This is a genomic window from Flectobacillus major DSM 103 (genome assembly GCF_000427405.1).
In the GTDB taxonomy this organism is placed as follows: Bacteria; Bacteroidota; Bacteroidia; order Cytophagales; family Spirosomataceae; genus Flectobacillus; species Flectobacillus major.
The window spans coordinates 5,061,313-5,085,451 of sequence record NZ_KE386491.1 but is presented as its reverse complement, the minus strand read 5'-3'; the positions used below and the strand labels follow the sequence as shown (position 1 = coordinate 5,085,451).

19 protein-coding genes are annotated in these 24,139 nt (G+C 38.5%); 10 read left to right on the top strand and 9 right to left on the bottom strand.

Features of this window, described 5'->3' with window-relative positions; all coding sequences use genetic code 11:
- Positions 1-3: 3 nt before the first annotated feature.
- On the bottom strand, positions 4-897 hold the full coding sequence (locus FLEMA_RS74950) for a Ppx/GppA phosphatase family protein (protein WP_044173889.1): 894 nt from the start codon (positions 895-897) through the stop codon (positions 4-6).
- Between the two features lie 42 nt (positions 898-939).
- The gene (locus tag FLEMA_RS74945) at positions 940-1,230 is read right to left on the bottom strand and encodes a HesB/IscA family protein (protein WP_044173887.1); all 291 of its coding nucleotides are present in this window, start codon (positions 1,228-1,230) and stop codon (positions 940-942) included.
- A gap of 148 nt (positions 1,231-1,378) precedes the next feature.
- On the opposite strand from FLEMA_RS74945, the gene FLEMA_RS0159790 reads away from it, so the two are divergent.
- The 4 genes from FLEMA_RS0159790 (at position 1,379) to FLEMA_RS74935 (ending at position 7,104) form a co-directional block, all read left to right on the top strand.
- Positions 1,379-1,903: a DUF7935 family protein gene (locus FLEMA_RS0159790; protein ID WP_026998019.1), complete on the top strand. Its 525-nt coding sequence runs from the start codon at positions 1,379-1,381 to the stop codon at positions 1,901-1,903.
- Positions 1,904-1,922: 19 nt separating this feature from the next.
- On the top strand, positions 1,923-3,167 hold the full coding sequence (locus FLEMA_RS0159785) for an MFS transporter (RefSeq protein WP_026997450.1): 1,245 nt from the start codon (positions 1,923-1,925) through the stop codon (positions 3,165-3,167).
- Between the two features lie 87 nt (positions 3,168-3,254).
- Positions 3,255-6,599 (top strand): S8 family serine peptidase, encoded by a 3,345-nt coding sequence (locus FLEMA_RS76385; protein WP_081681397.1) that lies wholly within the window; start codon positions 3,255-3,257, stop codon positions 6,597-6,599.
- 49 nt (positions 6,600-6,648) lie between these two features.
- A complete protein-coding gene (locus tag FLEMA_RS74935) occupies positions 6,649-7,104 on the top strand; it encodes a hypothetical protein (protein WP_052354316.1) in 456 nt (151 codons plus the stop codon).
- 152 nt (positions 7,105-7,256) lie between these two features.
- On the opposite strand, the gene FLEMA_RS74930 is transcribed toward FLEMA_RS74935, so the two are convergent.
- Complete coding sequence (locus FLEMA_RS74930; RefSeq protein WP_044175298.1) at positions 7,257-7,715, bottom strand: Lrp/AsnC family transcriptional regulator; 459 nt, start codon at positions 7,713-7,715, stop codon at positions 7,257-7,259.
- A gap of 216 nt (positions 7,716-7,931) precedes the next feature.
- On the opposite strand from FLEMA_RS74930, the gene metH reads away from it, so the two are divergent.
- From metH to porX, 3 genes are all read left to right on the top strand, one after another.
- On the top strand, positions 7,932-11,708 hold the full coding sequence (metH, locus tag FLEMA_RS0159740; RefSeq protein WP_044173885.1) for a methionine synthase: 3,777 nt from the start codon (positions 7,932-7,934) through the stop codon (positions 11,706-11,708).
- A 546-nt stretch (positions 11,709-12,254) separates the two neighbouring features.
- Positions 12,255-13,352: an MBL fold metallo-hydrolase gene (locus FLEMA_RS0159725; RefSeq protein ID WP_218918551.1), complete on the top strand. Its 1,098-nt coding sequence runs from the start codon at positions 12,255-12,257 to the stop codon at positions 13,350-13,352.
- A 182-nt stretch (positions 13,353-13,534) separates the two neighbouring features.
- Positions 13,535-15,100, top strand: a complete 1,566-nt coding sequence (gene porX, locus FLEMA_RS0159715) for a T9SS response regulator signal transducer PorX (protein WP_026997448.1) — start codon at positions 13,535-13,537, stop codon at positions 15,098-15,100.
- A gap of 281 nt (positions 15,101-15,381) precedes the next feature.
- Here porX and FLEMA_RS74925 read toward each other — a convergent pair whose 3' ends face one another.
- Positions 15,382-16,065, bottom strand: coding sequence for a cell division ATP-binding protein FtsE (locus FLEMA_RS74925; RefSeq protein ID WP_044173882.1), 684 nt, complete (start codon positions 16,063-16,065; stop codon positions 15,382-15,384).
- Positions 16,066-16,203: 138 nt separating this feature from the next.
- Positions 16,204-16,860, bottom strand: coding sequence for a fructose-6-phosphate aldolase (gene fsa / locus FLEMA_RS74920; RefSeq protein WP_044175296.1), 657 nt, complete (start codon positions 16,858-16,860; stop codon positions 16,204-16,206).
- A gap of 460 nt (positions 16,861-17,320) precedes the next feature.
- Between fsa and FLEMA_RS0159655 the strand changes: the two genes are divergently transcribed.
- Entirely contained in the window at positions 17,321-18,049 is a 729-nt protein-coding gene (locus tag FLEMA_RS0159655) for a tetratricopeptide repeat protein (protein WP_229359527.1), read from the top strand.
- Between the two features lie 154 nt (positions 18,050-18,203).
- Positions 18,204-18,566, top strand: coding sequence for a transmembrane 220 family protein (locus FLEMA_RS74915; protein ID WP_044173880.1), 363 nt, complete (start codon positions 18,204-18,206; stop codon positions 18,564-18,566).
- Positions 18,567-18,747: 181 nt separating this feature from the next.
- On the opposite strand, the gene FLEMA_RS74910 is transcribed toward FLEMA_RS74915, so the two are convergent.
- Positions 18,748-19,656, bottom strand: a complete 909-nt coding sequence (locus tag FLEMA_RS74910) for a 3-keto-disaccharide hydrolase (RefSeq protein WP_044175291.1) — start codon at positions 19,654-19,656, stop codon at positions 18,748-18,750.
- A gap of 417 nt (positions 19,657-20,073) precedes the next feature.
- On the opposite strand from FLEMA_RS74910, the gene FLEMA_RS0159595 reads away from it, so the two are divergent.
- Positions 20,074-20,787 carry a GntR family transcriptional regulator gene (locus FLEMA_RS0159595; protein ID WP_044173877.1) on the top strand — a complete coding sequence of 238 codons (714 nt, stop codon included), beginning with the start codon at positions 20,074-20,076 and terminating at the stop codon, positions 20,785-20,787.
- 195 nt (positions 20,788-20,982) lie between these two features.
- Here the strand turns inward: FLEMA_RS0159595 and FLEMA_RS74905 are convergent, their stop codons facing one another.
- The 3 genes from FLEMA_RS74905 to FLEMA_RS74895 are packed head-to-tail and all read right to left on the bottom strand — an operon-like array spanning position 20,983 to position 23,946.
- The gene (locus FLEMA_RS74905; protein WP_044173875.1) at positions 20,983-21,357 is read right to left on the bottom strand and encodes a PH domain-containing protein; all 375 of its coding nucleotides are present in this window, start codon (positions 21,355-21,357) and stop codon (positions 20,983-20,985) included.
- A 59-nt stretch (positions 21,358-21,416) separates the two neighbouring features.
- Positions 21,417-22,811 (bottom strand): hypothetical protein, encoded by a 1,395-nt coding sequence (locus FLEMA_RS74900; protein ID WP_044173873.1) that lies wholly within the window; start codon positions 22,809-22,811, stop codon positions 21,417-21,419.
- A gap of 43 nt (positions 22,812-22,854) precedes the next feature.
- Positions 22,855-23,946, bottom strand: coding sequence for an MFS transporter (locus FLEMA_RS74895; RefSeq protein ID WP_044173870.1), 1,092 nt, complete (start codon positions 23,944-23,946; stop codon positions 22,855-22,857).
- Between the last annotated feature and the right edge of the window lie 193 nt (positions 23,947-24,139).

Below are 24,139 nucleotides of genomic sequence, written 5' to 3'. Positions count from 1 at the left end.
TATTTAAGCCCCTTTTTTACGATTTTGAATTTTTTCGTACACCATCTTGATAATCCCATCTTTAAGCCCAAGGTCGGGTACTAAGATATACTTGGCACCAGCCCATTTCATGGCATTCAGGTAGATTTCGGCCGCAGGCACAATTACGTCGGCACGGTCGGCATTGAGGCGTAGTTTATTGATACGTTCTTCGTAAGTAAACCCTGCTACATAATCTTTCAGACGAGTAAGTTCTTTGATAGAGATAGAAGTATCTTTTTCATGATTAACCGATAAGTTAAACAGCTTATTGATGTTTCCACCAGTACCTACGGCTGTAATTTCTGATTTTTCGGGATCGATATGCATTTCTATCCATTTCTTCATTTTCTCCCAGTCGCCTTCTCTTTCTTTGTGTTCCAACAAACGTACAGAACCGATTTTGAACGAACGAGAAGCCACTTTTTTACGCCCCGAATAAATATTAAGCTCGGTAGAGCCTCCCCCTACGTCGATATGCAAATAATTGCTATCATCGAGAGCCTGCACCACCACATCGTTGATAAGCTCGGCTTCCTTTGAGCCGTCGATAATATGAATTTTCATATCCAAAATATTTTGGATACGTGTTACTATAGCATTGGCATTGCCTGCCTCGCGCATGGCAGAAGTTGCACAGATCAAATAATCTTTTACTTCGTGCAAATCCATCAATAGTTTATAGGCATTGAGTAATTTAAAGATTCTTACTTCCGATTCTGGGCTAATTTCTCCGTCATTAAAAACGTCATGACCAAGTCTTAATGCAAACCGTACGTATTCTACCTTTTTAAAACTTATTTTACCATCATTTTCGAGAACCCTCGATATTTGCATTCTGGCGGCATTAGAGCCGATGTCAATGGCAGCAATTTTCATGTGTTCATTATTTCGACTGTGTATGTTGTTCCACAATCTGGCTTATTTAATAAAAGTGAATCCATTACCCTCTTCTTCAAAATCTAACTGTACACCTATCAGGTACATCAGGTGGTGCTTATTGATAATGAGCGAAATTCCATCTATTTCATAAAGTTCGTCGTGTTCTTCTTTTTTATCGAACCCAATAATGTAGGTAGCACTACAAGCACTTCCACGAAGGCCAACCCTTAAAAAATAGTCTGCAGGAATCCCTTTGATTTCTAACGCTTTTTGAATTTCTTGCTTGGCGTTTTGGGTAATAGTAATTGGAATTATTTTTGTACTATTCATAAACTTATACAGTTCAGGGCGAAAATAGCTATTTTTGAAAGATTTTCCACAAATGAATACAAATTACATGGTAAGCGTATATTTTGTGCCTGATATTTTCGCAATATCGTTCTGATTGGAGAGAATTATTTAATTAAACCCCAACTTTATGGAAATAGTTGCCGATTTAGTAAAAGTATTAATACCTGCCAGCCTTGTTCTTGGGGCTATGTATCTCACTATTAGCTCTTTTATCAAAAAAGATTTTGACCAAAAAGCCCTCGATACCAAACTACAATTAGACAAAACTGTAATACCAATACGCCTTGAAGCATACGAGCGTATTTGTTTGCTGCTTGAGCGTGTCAATCCTAGCCATTTATTGGTACGCCTTTCCGACACCAGCCTGAATGTGGTTAGTTTTCAACAATTACTTATTAGCGAAATTCGAGCCGAATTTGCTCATAACTTTTCACAACAAGTGTACATGAGCGACGAAGCATGGCTTACTGTAAAAAATGCTATTAACGAAACCATTTCATTAATCAACCTTGCTGCTCGTGAGCTTGATGGGCAAGCTTCGTCGATTGAGCTTTCCAAAAAAGTTTTTGAAATACTCATTCAATCTCAAATTAATGCTACCGAAACAGCCTTGTTATTGATTAAAAATGAAGCTCGTAACCAATTTATGTAACCCTTAACAATACCTCACTATGAACAAAGATCTTTCTTCTAAAACCACCCTCCAACATCTTTTTAGTATTCCTGTCATTGTAGCGGCATTGGGGTACTTTGTTGATATTTATGATTTATTATTATTTGGTATTGTTCGAGTACCCAGTTTACAAGATTTAGGGCTTTCAAAAGAACAGATTGGTGTCATTGGCAAAGACATTCTGAACTGGCAAATGGGAGGCCTACTGCTTGGAGGTATTCTTTGGGGTGTTTTAGGTGACAAAAAAGGACGTTTATCTGTTTTATTTGGCTCTATATTAACCTATTCGATTGCCAATATTGGTTGTGGATTTGTACAAGACACTACCACTTATGCTATTTTACGCTTTATTGCTGGCGTTGGTTTGGCTGGCGAATTGGGTGCTGGTATTACGCTTGTGTCGGAGGTATTGCCTAAAGAACTCCGTGCTGTAGGTTCGTCGTTGGTTGCAGGTATTGGTCTTTTTGGAGCAGTAGTTGCTTATTTTACTGTCGAGCTTTTTGGAAGCTGGCGATATGCCTACTTTGTAGGTGGGGGGTTAGGCTTTGTGCTTTTATTATTAAGAATCAGCGTATTTGAGTCGGGTATGTTTGAGAATATCAAGCACAAAACAGGTGTTGAAAAAGGTAACTTTTTTGCCCTATTTACCAATGCTGAACGACTTTCTAGGTATTTGAAATGTATTGCCATTGGTATGCCAACATGGTTTGTGATTGGTATTTTGGCCACATTTGCCAACGAATTTGGTGAAAAATTAGGTATTCCTGAAGAAATTAAACCTGGCAAAGCTATTATGTTTTGTTATATTGGTTTGGCGGTTGGCGACCTTTCGAGTGGATTTATTTCACAATGGCTACATTCTAGGAAAAAAGCCGTTACTATTTTGTTGGTACTAACCCTTATTTGTAGTCTTGTATTTTTGTATGCTGGTATCCAAACTGCTTCGGGCCTATATACCGTTTGTATTTTATCGGGCTTTTCGGTGGGTTATTGGGCTATGTTTGTCACTATTGGGGCAGAGCAATTTGGTACGAATTTGCGTGCTACAGCGGCAACCACTATTCCTAATATGGTACGTGGTACGGTAATAGGGATGACTTCATTGTACACTAGCCTCAAGCCTTCGCTCGATGTGTTTAATGCAGCCTCGGTAGTTGGTTTTATTTGCTTTATCTTGGCATTCTACTCAATCCTTACTATTCCTGAAACTCATGGAAAAGATTTAGACTTTTTAGAAGAATAAATTGTCTGGAAATTATCCAGACAATTTGTTTTACAACAACATAAATTTTAGCTTTATATCCTCATCTAAAATAATCATACTTCCAGCATGTCTAAACTTTTACATCCTAGAATTTCTTTCTGTTTTGTACTAATGTTTTTTTTACAGTTACAAACATCTATCGGCCAGAAAGTGAATCCTAAGTATCTTGACGGAGAGGTCTATGTCAAAATTAAATCCACCAGTGCCAAATTTGTTCAAAATGCCACCAGTTCTGCGGTAAATGTTGCCTCTGAACTACCTTTTCTTAGTAAGATTGTTACAAATAATGTCAATATCGAAGCAATAAGGCCTTTTTACTACAATAGGACATCAAGCTTACAGAATGTATATCGAATAAAAATCGGTGATCCTACTCAGCTCAATAGCTATATGCAAGAAATTGCTAAATCATCGGATGTAGAATATTGCGAAAAAGTTTCCTACAATCAAATAATTTATACTCCCAACGACCCTCTTAATAGCTCTCAGTGGCACTTAAATACTATTAAGGCTTATGAGGCATGGGATTTGTCGAGAGGTGGTGTAGATATTGTTGTAGCTGTAGTAGACAATGCTATTCAGACCAACCATATCGACCTAGCTGACAATATGGTACAAGGCCGAGACATCGCCGACAATGATGATAACACCAATCCTATTAATACCAATTTTAGTCATGGTACACACGTTGCGGGGATTGTGGGGGCTGTCACCAACAACAGCAAAGGAATTGCGTCGTTGGGAGTTAACCATATCAAGATAATGCCTGTAAAAGTGACAGGCGATAACCAATTCTATAACGGTATTTATTACGGTTATGAGGGTATTGCATGGGCTGCTGCCAATGGTGCCAAAGTTATCAATATGTCTTGGGGTGGTGGTGGCTATTCGTTGACCGAACAGCAGGTTATCAACGAAGCCGCAGCCCGAGGTTGTATTCTTGTAGCAGCGGCAGGTAATGACTCTGTAGAAAGCCTACACTACCCGTCGGCTTATGATAATGTTATTGCAGTAGCCAGTACTACCAGTACCGAAGAACTAAGCTACTTTTCAAACTATGGTTCATGGGTAGATATTTCGGCACCGGGAAGTAGTATTTATAGTACAATTCCTTTCGATACTTATGAGTATTATAGTGGTACATCTATGGCATCGCCTCTTACAGCGAGTTTGGTAGCTTACATTTGGTCTAACAACCCCTTGCTAACACCTGCACAAGTAGAAGCTCGCTTGAAAAGTTCGGCCGATAATATTGATGCTCAAAACCCAAGTAAAATAGGGAAGCTCGGTGCAGGTAGAATCAATGCCAAAAGAGCTATTGAATGCCCCGAAGGTAATTTTACCGTAAGTATTTCACCTACTGGCAACCAAATAATATGCTCTGGGCAAAGCTTACAACTAGCTGCTAGTGCCACAACAACAGGCGTAAATTATCAATGGCAAAAAAATGATGTTAATATTCCAGGAGCAACACAAGCTACCTACAATCCTACGTCTAAAGGTAATTATTCAGTATTAGGTACTAAAGGTACTTGTTCTTTTGCGGCCAATTATACAGTTATTGATGTTTTTCCTAGTACTATTAGTATTACATCAAGCAATGGAATAAGCTTTTGTAATGGCGATTCTACGGTTTTGAGTGTTCCTAATATTGTGGGAGTTACCTATCAATGGAAAAAGAATGGACAAAATATCGGGATAAACGCTAGTAGATTGGTAGCCAAAGAAACTGGTAGCTATACACTTACGGCTACAAGCTCGTGTGGTAGTATTACCTCGGCTGCTTTGTCGATCAATGTTTCTAGTTTTACGGTTACTCTAGCTGCCATTTCGCCGCAAACTACCATTTGTTCGGGTGATTCAGTGATTTTGAATGTAACATCATCTACAACAGGTGTGAGCTATCAGTGGTTCAAAGGGGCATCGTCTATCGTAAACTCTTCGGCAAGGTATGTTACTAGAACCTCGGGCAGCTATAAGGTTATTGGTACAAAAGGCAATTGTAGTGTTAGCTCAAATAACATATATGTAGATGTTGTAGCTTACAGTACCCCAGCCCCACGTGTAACATCAAGAAGAATTTGTTTTGGACAAACTATTGCCCCCGGACAAGGATTAATTGCTGAAGGCGATTCTGCCGTTGGAGATTTACTCCGAACATTTACTTACAATGGGCCTACCATAGGTTATGATGATAATGCAAAATCAGGAAATGACCCTTCTGTAAATGTAACTGATGGAACTGTTATTAGTAAAATTACCATATCTGTTACTTGGGAAAAGAAAGACCAAGGAAACCAAAATACGTGTGGACTTTCGCACGGTGGCGGCACGCCTTTCAATAGCGAAGCTCAATTTAAGCTTCGTTCTCCAAATGGTACTGTTATTACACTTGTACCTTCTGGGCGATATGGCGGTGGCTATGCTGGCGTGATAACAACCGTTTTTGATGATGATAGCTCTGCCATTCGGAATGGCGATCAACCTCGAAGTGGTTCGTTCAAACCCGAACAGTTGTTAAGTACTTTCAATGGTCAAAATGCACAAGGTACTTGGACATTGCTTCCCGCTGATATTGTGGGGGCAGACCCTCTCTGTGTTTCGGGCTTTTCGATTACCATCAAAACGGGTATTCGTCAGCTACCTACTATTACTTGGTTTGCCGATTCAACTACTACTACAGTTTTGGCACAAGGACGAGAGTATATTCCTACCGTTTCGGCTTCGGGTGTTTACAAATACTATGTTACTGCTACCGTAATGGGTGCTTGTAGTAGCCCACGTATACCAGTGTCATTTACGATTGGTACTAGTAATATTCCAGCCCCTACTTTGGTGGCATTTCCAGTATCGCTTACTCAGGCTACTTCTATTGAAAACGAACAAAAGAAAGATATTAGAGTTGGGTTAATTATTAAAGAAGGAAAATATTTTATCAGCAATAATACAACCGAAATCTATATATCTGATCGCCCTCCATTAGTAAATCCTATTACGGTTTGTCCTGGCGAGAGCATCTTGTTGTTAGCTACCAATTGTGCTTCAGGCTTAGTGACGTGGTCGGATGGCCTTGCAGGTGCTGGCCGAATTGTTACAGCTCAACAAGCTTTATCGTTTACGGCAATTTGCCGAGAATCAGCCGATGGCTGTTCTTCAACGGTTTCGAGTGTTCAAAATATTTTGATGAATAATACCAATGTTTCGCTTACTACCGCTTTACCAAACAACCAAAAGCAAACTTTTAGAGGAAATAATGTTGTTTCAAACAAAGGTATTTCAACTGTAAACACCGACATTCAATTTACTGGTAGCCAATATATTGAACTTCGGGATGGGTTTTCTAGTGTTCAAGACTTTAAAGCACAAATCGGAGGATGCCCAACAGCAAATGTTCAGAATTCCGACAAATAGACATATTTTTCCATAACATTTTTTACAATCTATAACTATTCAAATGATCATGAAAAATTTATTATTAGCATTGCTTTTCATATTGAGTATTCACACTGTATCTCAGGCTCAAAATAATTCACCTGTATTTTTTCCATCGGGAATTGTCGTAGGGTCGTCGCCAGGAGCATTAAATACCCCAACAGGATACAAACTATATGTAGCCGATGGTATTCTTTGCGAAAAAGTAAGAGTAGCAGCTAAAAGTGGCAATAACTGGGCTGATTATGTATTTTCGCCCGATTACAAACTTCGTTCACTCAAAGAGGTAAATAGCTATATCAAACAAAATAGCCATTTGCCCGATGTTCCATCGGCAGATGAAATCAATAAAAATGGGATAGATATTGCCGAAAATCAGGCTACTCTGTTAAGAAAAATAGAAGAGCTAACGCTTTATATGATTGAGCAACAAAACAAAATCGAGAAACTACAAAAAGAGGTAAAACGACTAAAAAAACGTTAGAATACCCTAGTAGACACAAAGTGAAGAGGCCCAAAAGCTTTATTCACTTTGTGTCTTTCTTTTACACCCCAACACTTCGCATTGATAAGTTGAGCAGTACGAAAGGCTGTAAAAATCCTAGATATGGGTAAGGCGGCACTATCCTATAGCACTCAAATCTCTAAAGCGGTTTTAGATTTAATTTCGCTCATCACAAACGTACTATGGGTACTCCCGATATTTTCTAGCGATGCCAATTTATTCATCAAAAAACTCTGGTATTCACGCATATCTTTTACAACAATTTTGAGCATAAAATCATACTCGCCCGAAATATTATAACACTCCATTACCTCCTCTAATTTTACAATATCTCTTACAAACTTTGCCCCTGCTTCTTGGGCGTGTTCTTTCAAACGAATATTACAAAAAACCATAAGGTCTTTTTCGATTTTCTCACGGTCAACCAAGGCTACATAGCCCTTAATAACTCCTTCTTTTTCAAGCCTTCTTACTCGCTCATAAACAGGAGTTGGCGACAAATTAAGGCGGTTAGAAAGTTCTTTGGTAGTTAAATGAGCGTCTTCTTGAAGATTGCGTAAAATAGATTTATCAATTGTATCTAATTTCATATCAGCTAATTTTTCGGTTTTAATAGCCAAAGGTAATAATTATTAGATAAATAATCTATTCTATTGTATATTCAAGATAATACATCTATTTTACTAAGCATAGCATATATATATTATCTTTTGGATGTAAATTTGTATGCCTATCCTGAAAAATGGATGTATTTTTGTATTTTATTGAAGGGTAATACCAAGAAAAACATAATAACCAAATAACTGATGCGTCCAAACATCCGTGAAATTTTGAAGAGCAGAATCCTTGTACTAGATGGTGCAATGGGTTCTTTGATACAGCAATATAAACTGACTGATGCAGATTACCGTGGCGAACAGTTCAAAGATTTTCCTTATGAAGTAAAGGGAAACAATGATATGCTATCGTTGACTCGTCCCGATGTAATTAAAGAAATCCATGCCAAGTATTTTGAAGCTGGAGCCGACATTGCCGAAACGAATACCTTCTCGGCAACGTCTATTGCTATGGCCGATTATCACATGGAAGAATATGTTTATGATTTGAATTATTATTCGGCCAAAATTGCTCGGGAAGTTGCCGACGAATTTACCGCTAAAAATCCAGATAAACCTCGTTATGTAACGGGTTCTATTGGCCCTACCAACAGAACACTATCACTTTCGCCCGACGTAAACGATCCTGGGTATCGTGCTGTAACTTTCGACGAACTGGTAGAAGCTTATACCGAACAAATCAGAGGATTGGTTGATGGCGGAGCAGATGCTCTTTTGGTAGAAACTATTTTTGATACCCTCAATGCCAAAGCAGCCTTATTTGCTATTGATTTGTTTTTCAAAAATCATCCTGAAAAAGAATATCTACCTGTGATGGTGTCGGGTACAATTACCGATGCTTCGGGCCGTACGCTTTCTGGACAAACCACCGAGGCATTCCTAACATCAATGTCGCACATGCCATTGTTGTCAATTGGCCTAAACTGTGCTTTGGGTGCCGATTTGATGCGTCCTTATGTACAAACCTTGGCTCAAGAGGCTCCATTCCTTGTGTCGGCTCACCCCAATGCTGGTTTGCCAAACGAAATGGGAGAATATGACCAGTCGCCCGAAGAAATGGCCGTTATTGTCGAGGATTTTCTTACCAATGGTTTTATGAATATTATTGGTGGGTGTTGTGGTACCACTCCTGCCCATATCAAGGCTATTGCCGAAGTGGCCGCTAAATACAAGCCTAGGGTTATTCCTACCCTTGAGCCTATTCAAAAACTTTCGGGATTAGAGCCTCTTAAAATTACCAAAGAAACCAACTTTGTCAACGTAGGTGAACGCTGTAACGTAACAGGCTCAAAGAAATTTGCCCGCTTGGTACGTGAAGGCGATTATGACGCAGCCATTGCTGTAGCCCGTGAACAAGTAGACGGAGGGGCTCAAGTAATAGATGTAAATATGGACGAAGGTATGATTGATGGCGTTCAGGCTATGACAACCTTCTTGAACCTACTGATGGCCGAGCCTGATATTGCCCGTTTGCCTATCATGATCGACTCGTCCAAATGGGAGGTTATCGAAGCAGGACTCAAGTGTGTTCAGGGTAAATCTATTGTTAACTCTATTTCTTTGAAAGAGGGTGAAGCCAAATTTAAAGAATCGGCCGAGAAAGTAAAACGCTACGGTGCAGCAGCCGTAGTAATGGCATTTGACGAACAAGGACAGGCCGATTCGTATGAAAGAAGAATCGAAATTTGCCAGCGTGCTTACAATATTTTGGTCAATGAAGTTAACTTCCCTCCACAAGACATCATTTTTGACCCCAATATCTTAACAGTTGCCACAGGAATTGAAGAGCATAATAATTATGCCGTTGATTTTATTAATGCAACTCGTTGGATTAAAGAAAACCTGCCGTATGCCAAGGTATCGGGTGGGGTATCTAATATTTCGTTCTCTTTCCGTGGCAACGAACCTGTTCGTGAGGCCATGCACACGGTATTTTTGTACTATGCTATCAAAGCTGGTATGGATATGGGTATCGTAAATGCTAGCCAATTGGGCGTTTATGACGATATTCCAAAAGACATGCTAGAGCTTTGCGAAGATGTATTGCTCAATCGTCGCCCAGATGCTACTGAGCGTTTGGTAACTTTTGCCGAAACCGTAAAATCTAAAGGTAAAGAACAAGTTATTGATAATGCTTGGCGAGAACTCCCCGTGAATAAGCGTCTGGAACATGCTCTTATTAAAGGACTTACTGAATTTATCGACCAAGATGTTGAGGAGGCTCGTCAACAAGCGGCCAAACCCCTTCATGTTATCGAAGGCCCACTTATGGACGGTATGAATGTAGTTGGTGATTTGTTTGGCGAAGGTAAAATGTTCTTGCCACAGGTAGTAAAATCTGCTCGTGTCATGAAAAAAGCCGTTGCTTATTTATTACCTTATATTGAAGCCGAAAAAGAAGGTGGTGAAAGCTCTAGTGCAGGTAAAATTTTGTTAGCTACAGTAAAAGGGGACGTTCATGATATTGGTAAAAATATTGTAGGGGTTGTTTTGGGTTGTAATAACTACGAAATTATCGACCTTGGGGTAATGGTACCAACTGATAAAATTTTGGCAGCTGCCAAAGAACATAATGTTGATATTATTGGCCTTTCGGGATTGATTACGCCTTCGCTCGACGAAATGGTGGGTGTTGCCAAAGAAATGGAACGACAAGGCTTTTCTGTGCCTTTGCTCATTGGTGGAGCCACTACTTCACGGATTCATACGGCCGTAAAAATTGACCCGCACTATAAAGGGCCTGTAATTCACGTACTCGATGCCTCTCGCTCTGTACCTGTGGCGGGTCGCTTGATGCAAAATGACCAAACACATGAAGAGGTTTTTCAAGAAATAAAAACTGAATATGCTCGCTTACGAGTAGAACATGCTGGCCGACAAAGAGATAAAAACTATGTGCCAATCGAAAAAGCTCGTGACAATAAAAGTAAAATCGACTGGGCCGATTTTCATGCTACAAAGCCTAAATTCTTAGGCACTAAAGTATTTGAAGATTATGATATTGCCGAAATTGCCAAGTATATCGACTGGACTCCGTTCTTTTCTACTTGGCAACTTTCAGGGAAATATCCTAAAATATTTGATAACGAGGTAGTTGGTGCTGAAGCTCGTAAGCTATTCAACGACGCACAAGCTATGCTTACCAAGGTTATCAACGAAAAAAGCTTGAAAGCTCGTGCTGTAATAGGCTTTTACCCTGCCAATTCTCAGGAAGATGATATTATTCTTCACAATTTTGAAGAATATGAATACAATGCCGCAGGGCAAGGTGCTTTGAAAGGAAAAGGTTATAGAGTAATAGGTAATACTGCCGTAGCCGACAACGGCGAGTTAGTCAATATTAATCATAAGCCAACGGTATTACACCATTTGCGTCAGCAAGGACAAAAGGCTTCTAATTTGCCCAATATCTGTCTTTCCGACTTTATTGCTCCAGAGGCTAGTGGTAAAGAAGATTATATTGGAGCTTTTGCCGTAACTGCAGGTTTGGGAATCGAAACACTACTGGAAGAATACGAAAAAGACCACGACGATTATAACTCTATCATGCTCAAGGCTATTGCCGACCGTTTGGCCGAGGCATTTGCCGAACTTATGCACGAAAAAGTTAGAAAGGAATATTGGGGATATGCCAACGACGAAACCCTAACCAACGAGCAGTTGATTTCGGAAGAATATCAAGGTATTCGTCCTGCTCCAGGGTATCCAGCTTGCCCCGACCATACCGAAAAACGAGCTTTGTTCGATTTATTACAAGCCGAAAGAATTGGTATAGAGCTTACCGAAAGTTTTGCTATGTACCCTGCAAGTTCGGTGTCGGGATGGTATTTTTCTCATCCACAGGCTAAATACTTTGGCTTGGGCAAAATTGCCAAAGACCAAGTTGTTGATTATGCTCAAAGAAAAGGGATGTCGTTGGAAGATGCCGAAAGATGGCTCGCTCCTGCCCTCAATTACGACGCATAAAATAAAAAGCTAATAGCAGATACATACACGTATTGGCCTTTTAGTACATTTTTAAACATAAGTTATCCCGAATTTTGGGTAATATTAAAAGAAACCACCTATTTGTATTTGTTGGGATTCATAAGGTCGTCAAGTGAACATTGAAGAGACTTATCAGTTGCTCAAATGCTAGAAAAGTAGGGGCTATTCATGCAAAAGGCGTTCGAAAAACTAATTTCGAACGCCTTTTGCATGTTAAATATCATTGCACATATTTAGCCGCAATGCATTGCGTCTTTACTGGAGAAAAGCATATTCAAAAATAATCACTCATTTACTAAATCACCATTCATAAAATTCGGGATGAATTATGTTTATTTTTATCCGTTCATCCATAATACCAACCACCTATCGCTAAAATGAAAATATTTTCATTTTATAGGAACTGATTAAAGTTGATTTTTGTCAATCAAAATATAGTACCAAAATCGACAGAATACCCAGATATATTAGTGATTCTATCTTCAACTATTTTTCTTTTACATGATACATAAAATCAAACTTGTTATGATTTATTTAGTTAGTATTATCCTAGTTTTGGCACTAGGGGTTTATCTGTTTATGCAACAAGCCCAATTTGGAAAACTCCCAACTGGCAAGCGACTAGAACGTATCCAAAAGTCGTCGCATTACCAAAACGGTGCTTTTCACAACCAATCATTTACACCTGATTTGGCCGAAGGTATTACTTACTGGGACTTAATAAAGGCGTATTTCCCTAAGGTAGTCGATAAAGAACCCAATCAAGCTATTCCATTCGTTAAAACCGACCTCAAATCACTTCCCAACGACTCTACGAGTATTGTTTGGTTTGGGCATTCATCATACTTATTACATACTGCTGGTAAAAATATTTTAGTAGACCCTGTATTTAGTGGTAATGCTTCTCCAGTTTCGTTTTTTGGCAAAAACTATGAAGGCTCAAATCAGTATTCAGTAGACGATTTACCCAATATTGATATTCTTATTATTACCCACGATCATTATGACCATTTAGACTACCCCACTATCAAAAAGCTATTGCCAAAGGTTCATAAAGTAGTTACGTCGCTGGGCGTTGGCGAGCACTTAGAATATTGGGGATACGCTGCCAATCAAATCACAGAACTAGAATGGTGGGAGCAAACAACTCTACTAGACAGTATTTCGATTACAGCAACACCAGCCCGACATTTTTCGGGAAGAGGATTTAAACGCAATCAAGCATTTTGGTCGTCTTTTGTACTAAAAACAGCCAGCGAACAAATTTACATAGGAGGCGACTCGGGCTATGATAGCCATTTTAAAGAAATAGGAGCTAAATTTGGCAGTTTTGACTTCGTTTTGTTGGAATGTGGTCAATATAATTATTTTTGGAAATACATACACATGATGCCCGAAGAGGTAGCTTTGGCAGCCCAAGAACTCAACGCCAAAGTGTTGATGCCTGTGCATTGGAGCAAGTTTTCGTTGGCATTACACCCTTGGTACGAACCTATCGACCGTGTTACTACGGCCGCTCAAAAGCTTGGCATTATTTATACAACCCCACAAATCGGCCAAAAAGTGGTATTAAATCAGCCTTTGCCCAACAACCGATGGTGGGATACCCTCAAAAGTAAATAAGTACAACTACTAACTTTGGGGATATATCTGTATGTAAAGTTGTCATAATGAAGCAATTCTGCATACAGATATTAGAATTACGTTAAAAAAAGTTAATTATGCCCTCAACATTTATGGCCTTGCAACAAAATTCTTTTACTTGCCGTTACTATCTTTATACGAAACTATAGAAACACAAGAATATGCAATACCAAATACTTTGGGCCGATGATGAAATAGACTTATTAAAGCCCTACATCATGTTTTTAGAAGCAAAGGGCTATGATGTTACACCCGTTAATTCAGGGGCTGATGCCCTTGAAGAAGTTGAAAAAGGCAAATTTGATGTAGTATTTTTAGATGAAAATATGCCTGGCATGACGGGTTTAGAAGTATTACCTCAGATTAAACAAATGAAACCGAATCTTCCCGTAATTATGATTACGAAGTCGGAAGAAGAACATATCATGGAAGAGGCTATTGGCTCTAAAATTGCCGATTACCTTATCAAACCACTGAATCCCAACCAGATACTGCTTTCAGTCAAAAAAATACTAGATAAAAAACGCCTTGAAGAAGAGAAAACCAATATCTCTTATCAGCAAGAGTTTCGTCAGCTAGCCATGCAGTACCAAGACCGTATTAATCATGAAGAATGGGCTGAAATTTATAAAAAACTTCTTTTCTGGGAATTAGAAATTGACCGTACCGAAAATAAGTCGATGGCCGAAGTGTTGAATATGCAAAAATCAGAAGCAAATTCTAACTTTTCGAGATTCATTGAAGAAAACTACGAAGATTGGCTCAACGACCCTCGTGCCGACAAACCACTGATGTCACACCAATTAATGCGTAAAAAGGTATTCCCTTTGGTAAACGAAAGTTCGCCTCTTTTCTTCTTATTGATTGACAACCTCCGTTATGACCAGTGGAAAATTTTGGAAGGACTTATCCAAGACTACTTTACGGTTGAAGAAGAATCGTCGTATTATTCTATTTTGCCAACCACCACGGCTTATGCTCGTAATGCTATTTTTGCAGGGATGATGCCTTCCGAAATCGAAAAGCAATACCCTAAACATTGGGTTCAGGATATTGGCGATAGTGAAGATGAAGAAGGATTTAACCAAAATGAAGAATACTTTTTACAGGAACAAATCCGTAAAAGTCGCCTAAGTTTCAAGGTTTCTTACAATAAGATTATTCATAACAACCAAGGGAAATCTTTAGTAGATAATTTCAACAAGCTTTTACAAAATCAGCTTAATGTTATTGTTTACAACTTTGTAGATATGCTTTCTCATGCCCGTACCGATATGGCCATGATTAAGGAACTAGCCCCTGACGAATCTGGCTACCGCAGTATTACGGCAAGCTGGTTTACTCACTCGCCTTTATTTGATTTAGTCAAGAAGATTTCTGAAAAAAAAGGCCGTTTGATTATTACAACCGACCACGGTATGATTCGGGTACAAAATCCTGTAAAAATTGTTGGCGACCGTTCGGTAAATACCAATTTAAGATACAAACAAGGTAAAAACCTCAATTGGGATTCCGACGACCACGTATTGATTTGTCGTAAACCTGAGCGTTTCTTTCTACCCAAAATCAATGTATCGACTACATACGTATTTACGATGGAAGATTATTTCTTTGCTTATCCCAACAACTACAACCATTATGTAGGCCATTACAGAAATACCTTCCAGCACGGAGGTGTTTCATTGGAGGAATGTATCATTCCATTTGTGTATTTAACGGCAAAATAGAAAAACTGCATGGCCTATAAAATAGGCTTTAAATCAAAATACCTTTTGATTACCAGACATTTGCAAAACAAATAACAAAAACATGAGTTATCCCAAGCTTAGAGAATGATGATTATTTTTGAATATACTTTGCAGCTAAAGATGTGTTATTCTGATATTTAATATAAAGCACACAAATCATTTATTGCCTATTAATCAAACAAGGCGGTCGAACAACTAATTTCGACCGCCTTGTTTGTTCTAAATATTAGAGAAGCCTCCTGTTTCTGATAAAATCATATTTATGACGATTTTTGTTCGGTAACATATCCATTTTCACATTTCAGGATACGAGCAGGAAACTGGCGAATCATATCAAAATCGTGAGTAGCCATCAAAATAGCCGTTCCAGCTTTGTTAATATCCAAAAACAATTTGAGGATTTGAGCCGACACTTCGGGGTCGAGGTTGCCTGTAGGTTCATCGGCAAACAAGATTTGGGGTTCATTGAGCAAAGCCCTAGCAATCACAACCCGCTGCTGCTCGCCACCCGATAATTGGTGTGGCATTTTATCAATCGACGAAGCCAATCCTACCAACATCAATACCTCAGCAATACGAGTTTTCATTTTGGCACGGTCTGTCCAGCCTGTAGCTTCGAGTACCCACATCAAATTTTCGTTAACATTTCTGTCCATAAATAGCTGAAAATCTTGAAAAACCACCCCAATCTTCCGCCTCAGGAATGGGCGTTCTGAGAGCTTCATTTTTTCAATATGATACCCAGCTACCTTTGCCGTACCCTGTTGTAGCCAGAGGTCGGCATACAATGTTTTCAGCAAGGAACTTTTACCACTTCCTGTACGACCAATCAGGAAAACGAACTCACCTTTGTTAATGGTAAAGTTAACGTCATTCAAAACAATCCGCTCATTTTGGAAAATGAAGGCTTCTTGTAAGGATACTACGGGCTCAGCGTTGAACATTCTAAGATAATTTGCGTTACAGGTTTTGGCTCAAATATACAAAAAGGCTCATTGTACACAAAGTACAAGGGCTATAAAAAACAAATAGGGCAGGAAAACCTCCTGCCCTACCTATCAATATTACGAATATGCTAGCTATTATGAATTAGCTTTAGCATGGTCAGCCAAAAACTTCTCTAGTCCACTGTCTGTTAATGGGTGTTTCAACAATGCTGTGATTGCCGACAATGGGCCCGTCATTACATCAGCACCGATTTCGGCACACTTGATAATATGAATAGGGTGACGAACCGAAGCCGCAAGGATTTCTGTATCGAAACCGTAGTTGTCATAAATTGTACGAATTTGCTCGATTAGGTCGATTCCATCAAATGAAATATCATCTAAACGACCAATAAAAGGCGATACATACGATGCTCCTGCCTTAGCTGCCAACAAAGCCTGACCTGCCGAAAAAATCAACGTACAGTTGGTTTTGATACCTTTTTCAGAGAAATAACGAAGAGCCTTTACGCCATCTTTAATCATCGGGATTTTCACCACAATTTTGTCATCAAGCTCAGCTAATTCTTCCCCTTCACGAATCATTCCTTCAAAGTCAGTTGCAATTACTTCTGCAGAAACATCGCCTTCTACAATTTCGCAAATTGCTTTGTAATGCTTCAATACATTGTTTTTACCACTGATGCCTTCTTTTGCCATTAACGAAGGGTTTGTAGTTACGCCATCTAAAACGCCCAAATCTTGAGCTTCTTGGATTTCTTTGAGATTGGCTGTGTCAATAAAAAACTTCATAGCTGTTTTTTGATTATGATTTATTATAATACCCAATGTAAGTAAAAATGCCGTTTTGAGGTTATTCCATAAAACTCAAATCTGATATTGCACAGTTACCTAAGGTATTTGGGGGACAGAAATATTCTGAATACAAAATTATAAAATACTATCGAGAAACAAACGATTTATTTAAAAGTTCTATAACAGTATAGAACAGTTGGCTAGATTGAGCCATTTTAGTGGAGTATGGTCAAAAAAAAATGGCAAATTCACCGCTCAACCAACCTACCCTTGCTTCGATCAAGACCTGGGGGATTCGGAGGGAGCTGGTAATTTGCCAGTGCAAAGATGGCATGTTTTGTTGTTTTTTCAAAACCTTAGTGCCAAATTTGATAAATATTTCTCGACACATTTTATAAAATTATAGCTAAAGTTGCCATTAATATTTGATTTACAGTTTATTAACAAGAGCATTATCATGAAAAAAAAAATTCTTAAAAAAATCGCTTTGTCGATGTTTTTCCCTGTTTTGGTAGGTTTTGTAGCAGCTTGTACGGGTTCGGCAGACGCATTTTTAGAAAAAGCTAAAACCGCTTTACAAAAAAATAAACCCAAAGAGGCTATCGAATACCTTAATCAGGCGATTGGTAAAGATGCCAAAAGTGCAGCTGCCTTCAATATGCGTGGTGCTGCCTATTTTGAATTAAAAGATTATACCAATGCTTTGCTCGACTATGAACAGGCTATTAAGCTTGACCCCAACAATTATAAACCCTTCTTTAATCGGGCTTCTATCAAAATGGAGCAATCCAACTGGCAAGGGGCTTTTGAAGACTGTAGTAAGGCTATTGCGATTCAGCCCGATACCGCTGAGTTGTATGTAAAACGTGGTATTATCTTGGCGGCTCTACAAAAACCCGAAGAGGCTCTTAGCGACTTTGACAAGGCTATTGCACTAGACCCTAACGAAACAAACGCCTTATACAATCGTGGCAATATCAAATACCAAAGTGCCGAGTTGGAAGAAGCTATTGCCGACTTTGCGGCCGCTGTGCGTATCGACCCACAATTTGCTAAGGCTTTTTATGGAATGGGAATAGCCCAACAAAAACTAGGCAAAGCTGACGAAAGTTGTATGAATCTTAAAATGGCTAATCGCTTGGGATATGCCGATGCCAAAACAGCCATTGAAGCTTATTGTAAATAATAGCTTGGTTTGTACGATGATATTTTACTCATCGCAAATATTTAGACTTGCTATGAGTAAAATCTTCTCATAACTAATACCAATATATAGTATGCTTTCTTATCTCTTTACTGAACTATAGTTTTATTATTTACTCACCAAATCCACTATTTCTATGAGATATATCGCTCTTTTATTCGTTCCTATTTTTTTACTTTTTGCAGGCTGGCAGTACAATGACCCCGACCCTGTGCTTTGGATTCCTATTTATTTAGTACCTGCTTATACAGCCCTAAAGGCATTTTTCAAACAAAATAATATTGAATTATTGGTTATTCTGTTGCTGGTCTCGATTTGTGCGGGACTCAACACTTGGCTTCAAATGTCGGCTTGGGAAGGTTTCTTTACCGACGGTGAGGGTATTAGTATGAAAACCATCAACCAAGAGTTGGCTCGTGAAGCTTGTGGCTTATGGATTTGTTCGGTAGCATACCTGCTGTTTCTGGTAATGGCCTTGACCAGTAAAAAACAACAATAAGATAAATCAAAACGTATGTTGTAGCAAGTCTAGCAAGTTTGTTACAACATACGCTTCATTAAATATCAAGCAACTACACAACCCACACATTATTAATGGCAAAAACAACATTTTGGGATATTATAGAAAAAACCATTGAGCAGGTAGGAACGCCACTGTATACCCTTTGCCTACACGCTATTTAGTTAGTTGCTTTTTTCACTTTTTTGAAAATACATTTCTCAGGATTGTTTTTGATAAAATAAGGGCGATAGTTTAGTGCTTTCGGATTCATACAACCTTCCAAATCCAAGATTTCAATATTCCTAAAGTCGATTGGATGACTTTCGGCTTGTAATGCAATATATCCCGATTTTAGCGGTGTTTTATCTTTTTTCAGCCATTCATCGCCGTTATCAATATGAGCCGCCTTAAAATCATAGTCTTTACTTACAAAACCTCCTCCTATTTCTGGATGCTCATAAGTAAGTACAGTATCGCCTTCAATTACATGATGAATAATAGAATCGCCTAATACAATGGCTTCGGCCTGAACCCACTGATCGCCATGATAGGTTTTTGAATTAGAATCGTTGCAGTGGTCGAGCAGCAAGCCCCCTTTTTGATATACTTGTGTGCCTGGAGTACACAAATTGCCTGTATGCCTTTCACCTTTATTGAGCCCCCCTAGTAGCTGTAATTCTAACGAGACAGGGAAGTCCTGCCCAAAAGATAGGCTTTGAGCCGATTGCGAGTGTAACATTACCCCGCTGTTTCGTTCGTTCCAGACAGCTCCGCCTGGTGTCTGCTTACCTACAAAACGGTACTGAAAACGAAGTTTGTAATAAGAATAAGGTTTTTTATAATAAAGGTGTCCAAATTTGCCATCAAAATTTTGGTATTCGTCATACTTGATTCTGAGTATACCATTTTCTACGACAAAGGTATTTTTATAATTGTCATTGAGTGGCTGACCAGCAATTTTAATATCCCAACCACTTAAATCTTTGCCGTTGAAAAGTGATTTCCAATCGGCAGTTTGCGGCTTTCTTTGAGCCAAAACAGTCAGGCTACCTACCAAACAAAGTGTAGTTATAAGTATTTTTTTCATGTTTAAATAGTTTAGTACATTCATATTTAAGTTTTTGAACAAATAACCTATCAGGTATTTTATATTACCTTCTACTTGTTAAAAGTACAAACAAGCCGATTGCTACTTATAGGGTTCTATAGTTTTTATACCTCATAACTCTATCCAAATACCGATATTCTTGTAATTTTACCCTTATTAAATAAAATTACAAAACCACAAGCACTACTCAAGCAATACAAAATACTGACAGTGAGTAGGTTAGTATTATTTTGGCAAATATATTCTTAACTTTCTTTAATACGGCAATAAGCTTTACTTGGGGAGGTAATTCTGGAATTTTAATCTTACTGATTACAAAATTATTTGATAGCACAATCCAATACATTGGGCAATAAATCTATCCATTATTAACTTGCTGATTATATCACAAGCACTATGCAAATACCACAATACCGACAACTATACGAGAGCCTTCGTCACCAAATTATTGCAGGCATTTATCAACAAGATGATTTATTACCTTCCGAAAATCAACTGGCCGACTTGCACCAAATTACCCGTATGACTGTAAGACAAGCCTTGAACGAGCTGGTGAAAGATGGTTATATCAGAAAGCAAAAAGGAAAAGGGAGTTTTGTCAATTTACGTCGCAAAACGGTAGGAATGTTGGCTTTTAGAGACCCTCAAACGGGTTTAGTAGGCAATGAATTATTGCTTCAGTCCAAAATACTGGGAAAACCTTCTATTCAATCATGGGATACTCCCTTTTTTTTTCCTATCTCAGAACAAGAAAAACAAGCAGGCTGTATTATGGCCATAAACCTCCACAGCATTGATACTTCGCCCCTTATGTTGGAATATTATTATTTGCCTAATATCAACTTACCAGGTTTTATTATGACTCCTTTTGTCAAAGAATCAATCATGGAGTCGTTACGAATTTCGTATCATGTAGAAGCCTCAGGGGTTGAACAAGAAATATCAGCTACTTTGGCAACAGCACAAGAAGCCCAATTTTTACAAATACCAGTTGGTAGCCCGCTTGTACACGTTTGGCGACGTTATACCACCAATCGTATGGGATATTACTTTTATAGCTCCTCGTTTTGCTATACCAAGCATTATTCATTAAGTAGTGTTATTCTTTAGTGAAGCGGTAGGTTCGTATAGAAGAATTTACAAAATAGCTAGTAAGTAAGAGTTAGAGGATTAAAGAGGTACAGGATTGCTTATTATCTTACTGTTGAGTATCAGGCATTATAGTATTGAAGGCTTTACAGGATTTTCCATTTCATTATTTTGGCTAATCCTGTAAACCCTAACAGATAACTTACTAACAACTATCTATAGCACATAAGTACTCAGTACCCGATACACATCGTTGATATTCTCCCCTTTTCTAAACTCCTTTACAATTGGGTGTTCATTTCCTTTTACCCAAATCAATAATTCGGCATCGAGGTCCAACAAGCCATTGCTACGCTTGGTAAAGTGATTAATACTTTTGTATGGTATTGTATGGAAATCTACCTTTGAACCCGTCAAACCCTGTTTATCTACTAAAATCAAGCGTTTATTGGTAAAAACAAACATATCTCGAATTAGTTTAAATGACTTCACTACGGCTTCGCCATCTACTAAAATTGGGGCAAACTCAACAGCAACTTTGTCTGACGAAACTTCAGAAGCATTACCCATTATAGCATCAAATAATCCCATTGTTGATATTTATTAGAAGGTTTAAATATATTATTTCTTTGAAAACTAGGCCTATCTCATTAGCTTTCAGCGGTTCCGTCAAAATCTTCCGAAATTAGCTTTCTTAGCTGTTGATGAGGCCGAAGGGTTGGTCGTTTACTAAATAGGGCTTTTTCAGGAGACGACGACTTGGCTTTTGACGCTAAATTGGCGGTTGTAAAATAACTTTCCCGAACAAACTGATGAAGTTCATCTTCATTAATAGCCTCACGCACCATCGAGCCTTTACCAAATCCATCATTATACGAAGCGATTCGGGCATCTGTTTCTGATAAACGAATTTGCTCTTGGATATATTTAATTTCTGCTATCATTTCTGTTCTTGCTGCTTCCAGTTTTTCGGTGCTATCTACCAACGTCAAGTCATTTTCCAGAATATTCTTTTGAATTATATGCTCAGCCAACTCATTATCAAACTGCTGAATCTGTGGAATAATCGCTTTTCGGGCTTTGGTCAAACGCTTCAATTGCGGGTCGATTTGTACCCAACGATACCAATAACATTGTAATACAGGAAAGGCAATACCCAAACAAATAGCCCCTGCCAAGGCAAAAAGTACACCCGATAGCACAAAAGAGGCCAATGCCCAGCCACTATTCACCAAATTTTGATTGAGTAAATCAAAACTTTGCATTTTCTGTTCTATTTGCTGACGCACCTCGGGCGGTGGTGGTGCTGTAGGGTTCAAAGGGTCAAATACTTGGTTATTGAGGTTTTTGATAGCCTTATTGATTCCCTCCTTCATTTTATCGGTTTTGTAAGCCTCGTACCTAAACCAACCCAACACAAACAAAGTTGCTACTGAAAATACTACAGTAATACCCTTAAACCAAGTATATATCACTTTGGCTTTATTGTCTTTTTCCTCGGCGTATGGCGATTCAATCAAGCGTTCATAGGCTGGTTTTAGCAAGATAGAAACCATTGCTAGCCCTACCGCAAAAGCCCATGCCTCGAAGGTATTATGGATATTGAGAGCATAAGCCACAATTTCATGCGAAATAATCAAATCGCCTGCCACAAACGAAATACCCGCCACCAAATAAACAATACCCGCCAATAATGAGTATTTATGAGCAGAGCCAAGCCTTCTTTTTTGTAAAGCATGTTGCGATTCTTCTATCTCGAAAAGCTCTGTTTCTAGCCTTTCTTTGTTTTTGCCAGCTAGGCTTACTTTCAAAATCCGCTCTTGTAAAGCATCAAAAGCTGTCTTAAAACGTATTTTGGCCTGTTCAATAGCTTGGTCAATAGCCAACAACTCTTGTTTTTTTTCGTGTAATTGACGGTTGAGCCATTCAAAATTCACCTGACTCGACAAATAACCTTCGTAGGTATTTTTATCAACCGACTCTAAGCCACTGCTATATCCATGTTGAAAATCGTAATTCTCGGTATGGGATTTATTTTCTTCCATAATGAAAAATCAAAGAAAGTTGAGATGATAACACAGAAAAGAATTATAATTGAGAAGAAGGCTCTTCGCCCAAAATACGACTAATATCTTTGGCCGAAGCTTTACTTCTGTAGTTTAGTGCCAAATGATATTCACTTTCAAAAACCTTGATAAGCATATCTCTTTGTGCATGAAAGCGAGTTCGTTCGGCAATATATTTACTTAGTTCAAGCAAAACAGCCTGTTTTTCTGAACGGAATTTTTCAGTTTCGCTTTTATGATTAGCGATTTCGGTTTCCCACTCGGCCACTTTTTTGATTTTATCTTTTTCCAACTGATTTCTTTTTTGAAAAATACTTAAATCATCTTTCAAAATGGTGAGATTCCCCAGAAGGAGTTTTCCAGAAAACATAAATAAGAAGAAGATAAATACCAACAAAGCCCAAGCATTGAGAGGTGGTTGGGTTTGATAAATCTGAGCAAATACAAAAAAAGCAGCAGCCAAAGGCATTCCTATTTCTTCTAGCACTTTACGCCAAGTACTTTGGCGAGCATCGTCGTGTAAAAAAGAAATACGACCAAATAAATTGAACATACCCGCCCCAAAAACCCCCAAGGCAATCAATTTATTTTGTTCAAAATGACCTCTTAACGACTCTTCAATAAGAAAATAATTCCCAACTGCAATACCTATTGCTAGCGTAATACCGATAATTGTTCTGGGTAAATGATGTTGTTCGTCAAATTCCTTATTCTTCAATTCTACAATTTTCCGCTCTGCATCTTTTACCAAATCCTCTTTTTCGTTAATCCAATAATTAAGTTCACCTATCTTTTCTTCACGATATTCTATCAACTTTTCTGTATCGGCAGTTTGTTGGGTAAAATAATTACGAATAATAGAGATTTTTTCTTCAGGATTCGACCCCGAAAGACCAAATATTACTCCTTCGTCTCTTAATATATCTTCATTGATTAACCAATCTGGCTGATTTTTCAAGATAGTTGTAGGTTCTTCTACCAAACGAACACTGGGTACTTGCACAGCTTCTACCGATTCAACTTCCTGTACAACAGTGTCATGAACCAACCCTTCGTCTTGATTTTGGGTAGCTTTAAAGCGAAATATTCTTTTTATGTTGTCTAATATTGACATATCTATCCCCTGGCTTAATGAATACTTAATACCGAATTTGGGAAAAAAACATTATTCTACCAATAAAAACTTGAAGAGTGGTGAATTTAGATACACATAGGGCTAGCGTTATCAATAAGCGAATAGAGCATACAAAGGATTGAAAAGCTGTGCTATCGGATATTTGAGTTTAGGTTTATTAGCACTTTTCACA

Coding starts and splice junctions, on each gene's coding strand:
- FLEMA_RS0159785 (WP_026997450.1), top strand. CDS start 1,923: ATGAACAAAGATCTTTCTTCTAAAACCACCCTCCAACATCTTTTTAGT.
- FLEMA_RS0159725 (WP_218918551.1), top strand. CDS start 12,255: ATGATTTATTTAGTTAGTATTATCCTAGTTTTGGCACTAGGGGTTTAT.
- FLEMA_RS74905 (WP_044173875.1), bottom strand. CDS start 21,357: ATGGGATTATTTGATGCTATAATGGGTAATGCTTCTGAAGTTTCGTCA.
- FLEMA_RS74915 (WP_044173880.1), top strand. CDS start 18,204: ATGAGATATATCGCTCTTTTATTCGTTCCTATTTTTTTACTTTTTGCA.
- fsa (WP_044175296.1), bottom strand. CDS start 16,860: ATGAAGTTTTTTATTGACACAGCCAATCTCAAAGAAATCCAAGAAGCT.
- porX (WP_026997448.1), top strand. CDS start 13,535: ATGCAATACCAAATACTTTGGGCCGATGATGAAATAGACTTATTAAAG.
- FLEMA_RS74945 (WP_044173887.1), bottom strand. CDS start 1,230: ATGAATAGTACAAAAATAATTCCAATTACTATTACCCAAAACGCCAAG.
- metH (WP_044173885.1), top strand. CDS start 7,932: ATGCGTCCAAACATCCGTGAAATTTTGAAGAGCAGAATCCTTGTACTA.
- FLEMA_RS0159595 (WP_044173877.1), top strand. CDS start 20,074: ATGCAAATACCACAATACCGACAACTATACGAGAGCCTTCGTCACCAA.
- FLEMA_RS74895 (WP_044173870.1), bottom strand. CDS start 23,946: ATGTCAATATTAGACAACATAAAAAGAATATTTCGCTTTAAAGCTACC.
- FLEMA_RS74910 (WP_044175291.1), bottom strand. CDS start 19,656: ATGAAAAAAATACTTATAACTACACTTTGTTTGGTAGGTAGCCTGACT.
- FLEMA_RS0159790 (WP_026998019.1), top strand. CDS start 1,379: ATGGAAATAGTTGCCGATTTAGTAAAAGTATTAATACCTGCCAGCCTT.
- FLEMA_RS74935 (WP_052354316.1), top strand. CDS start 6,649: ATGAAAAATTTATTATTAGCATTGCTTTTCATATTGAGTATTCACACT.
- FLEMA_RS0159655 (WP_229359527.1), top strand. CDS start 17,321: ATGAAAAAAAAAATTCTTAAAAAAATCGCTTTGTCGATGTTTTTCCCT.
- FLEMA_RS76385 (WP_081681397.1), top strand. CDS start 3,255: ATGTCTAAACTTTTACATCCTAGAATTTCTTTCTGTTTTGTACTAATG.
- FLEMA_RS74930 (WP_044175298.1), bottom strand. CDS start 7,715: ATGAAATTAGATACAATTGATAAATCTATTTTACGCAATCTTCAAGAA.
- FLEMA_RS74925 (WP_044173882.1), bottom strand. CDS start 16,065: ATGTTCAACGCTGAGCCCGTAGTATCCTTACAAGAAGCCTTCATTTTC.
- FLEMA_RS74900 (WP_044173873.1), bottom strand. CDS start 22,811: ATGGAAGAAAATAAATCCCATACCGAGAATTACGATTTTCAACATGGA.
- FLEMA_RS74950 (WP_044173889.1), bottom strand. CDS start 897: ATGAAAATTGCTGCCATTGACATCGGCTCTAATGCCGCCAGAATGCAA.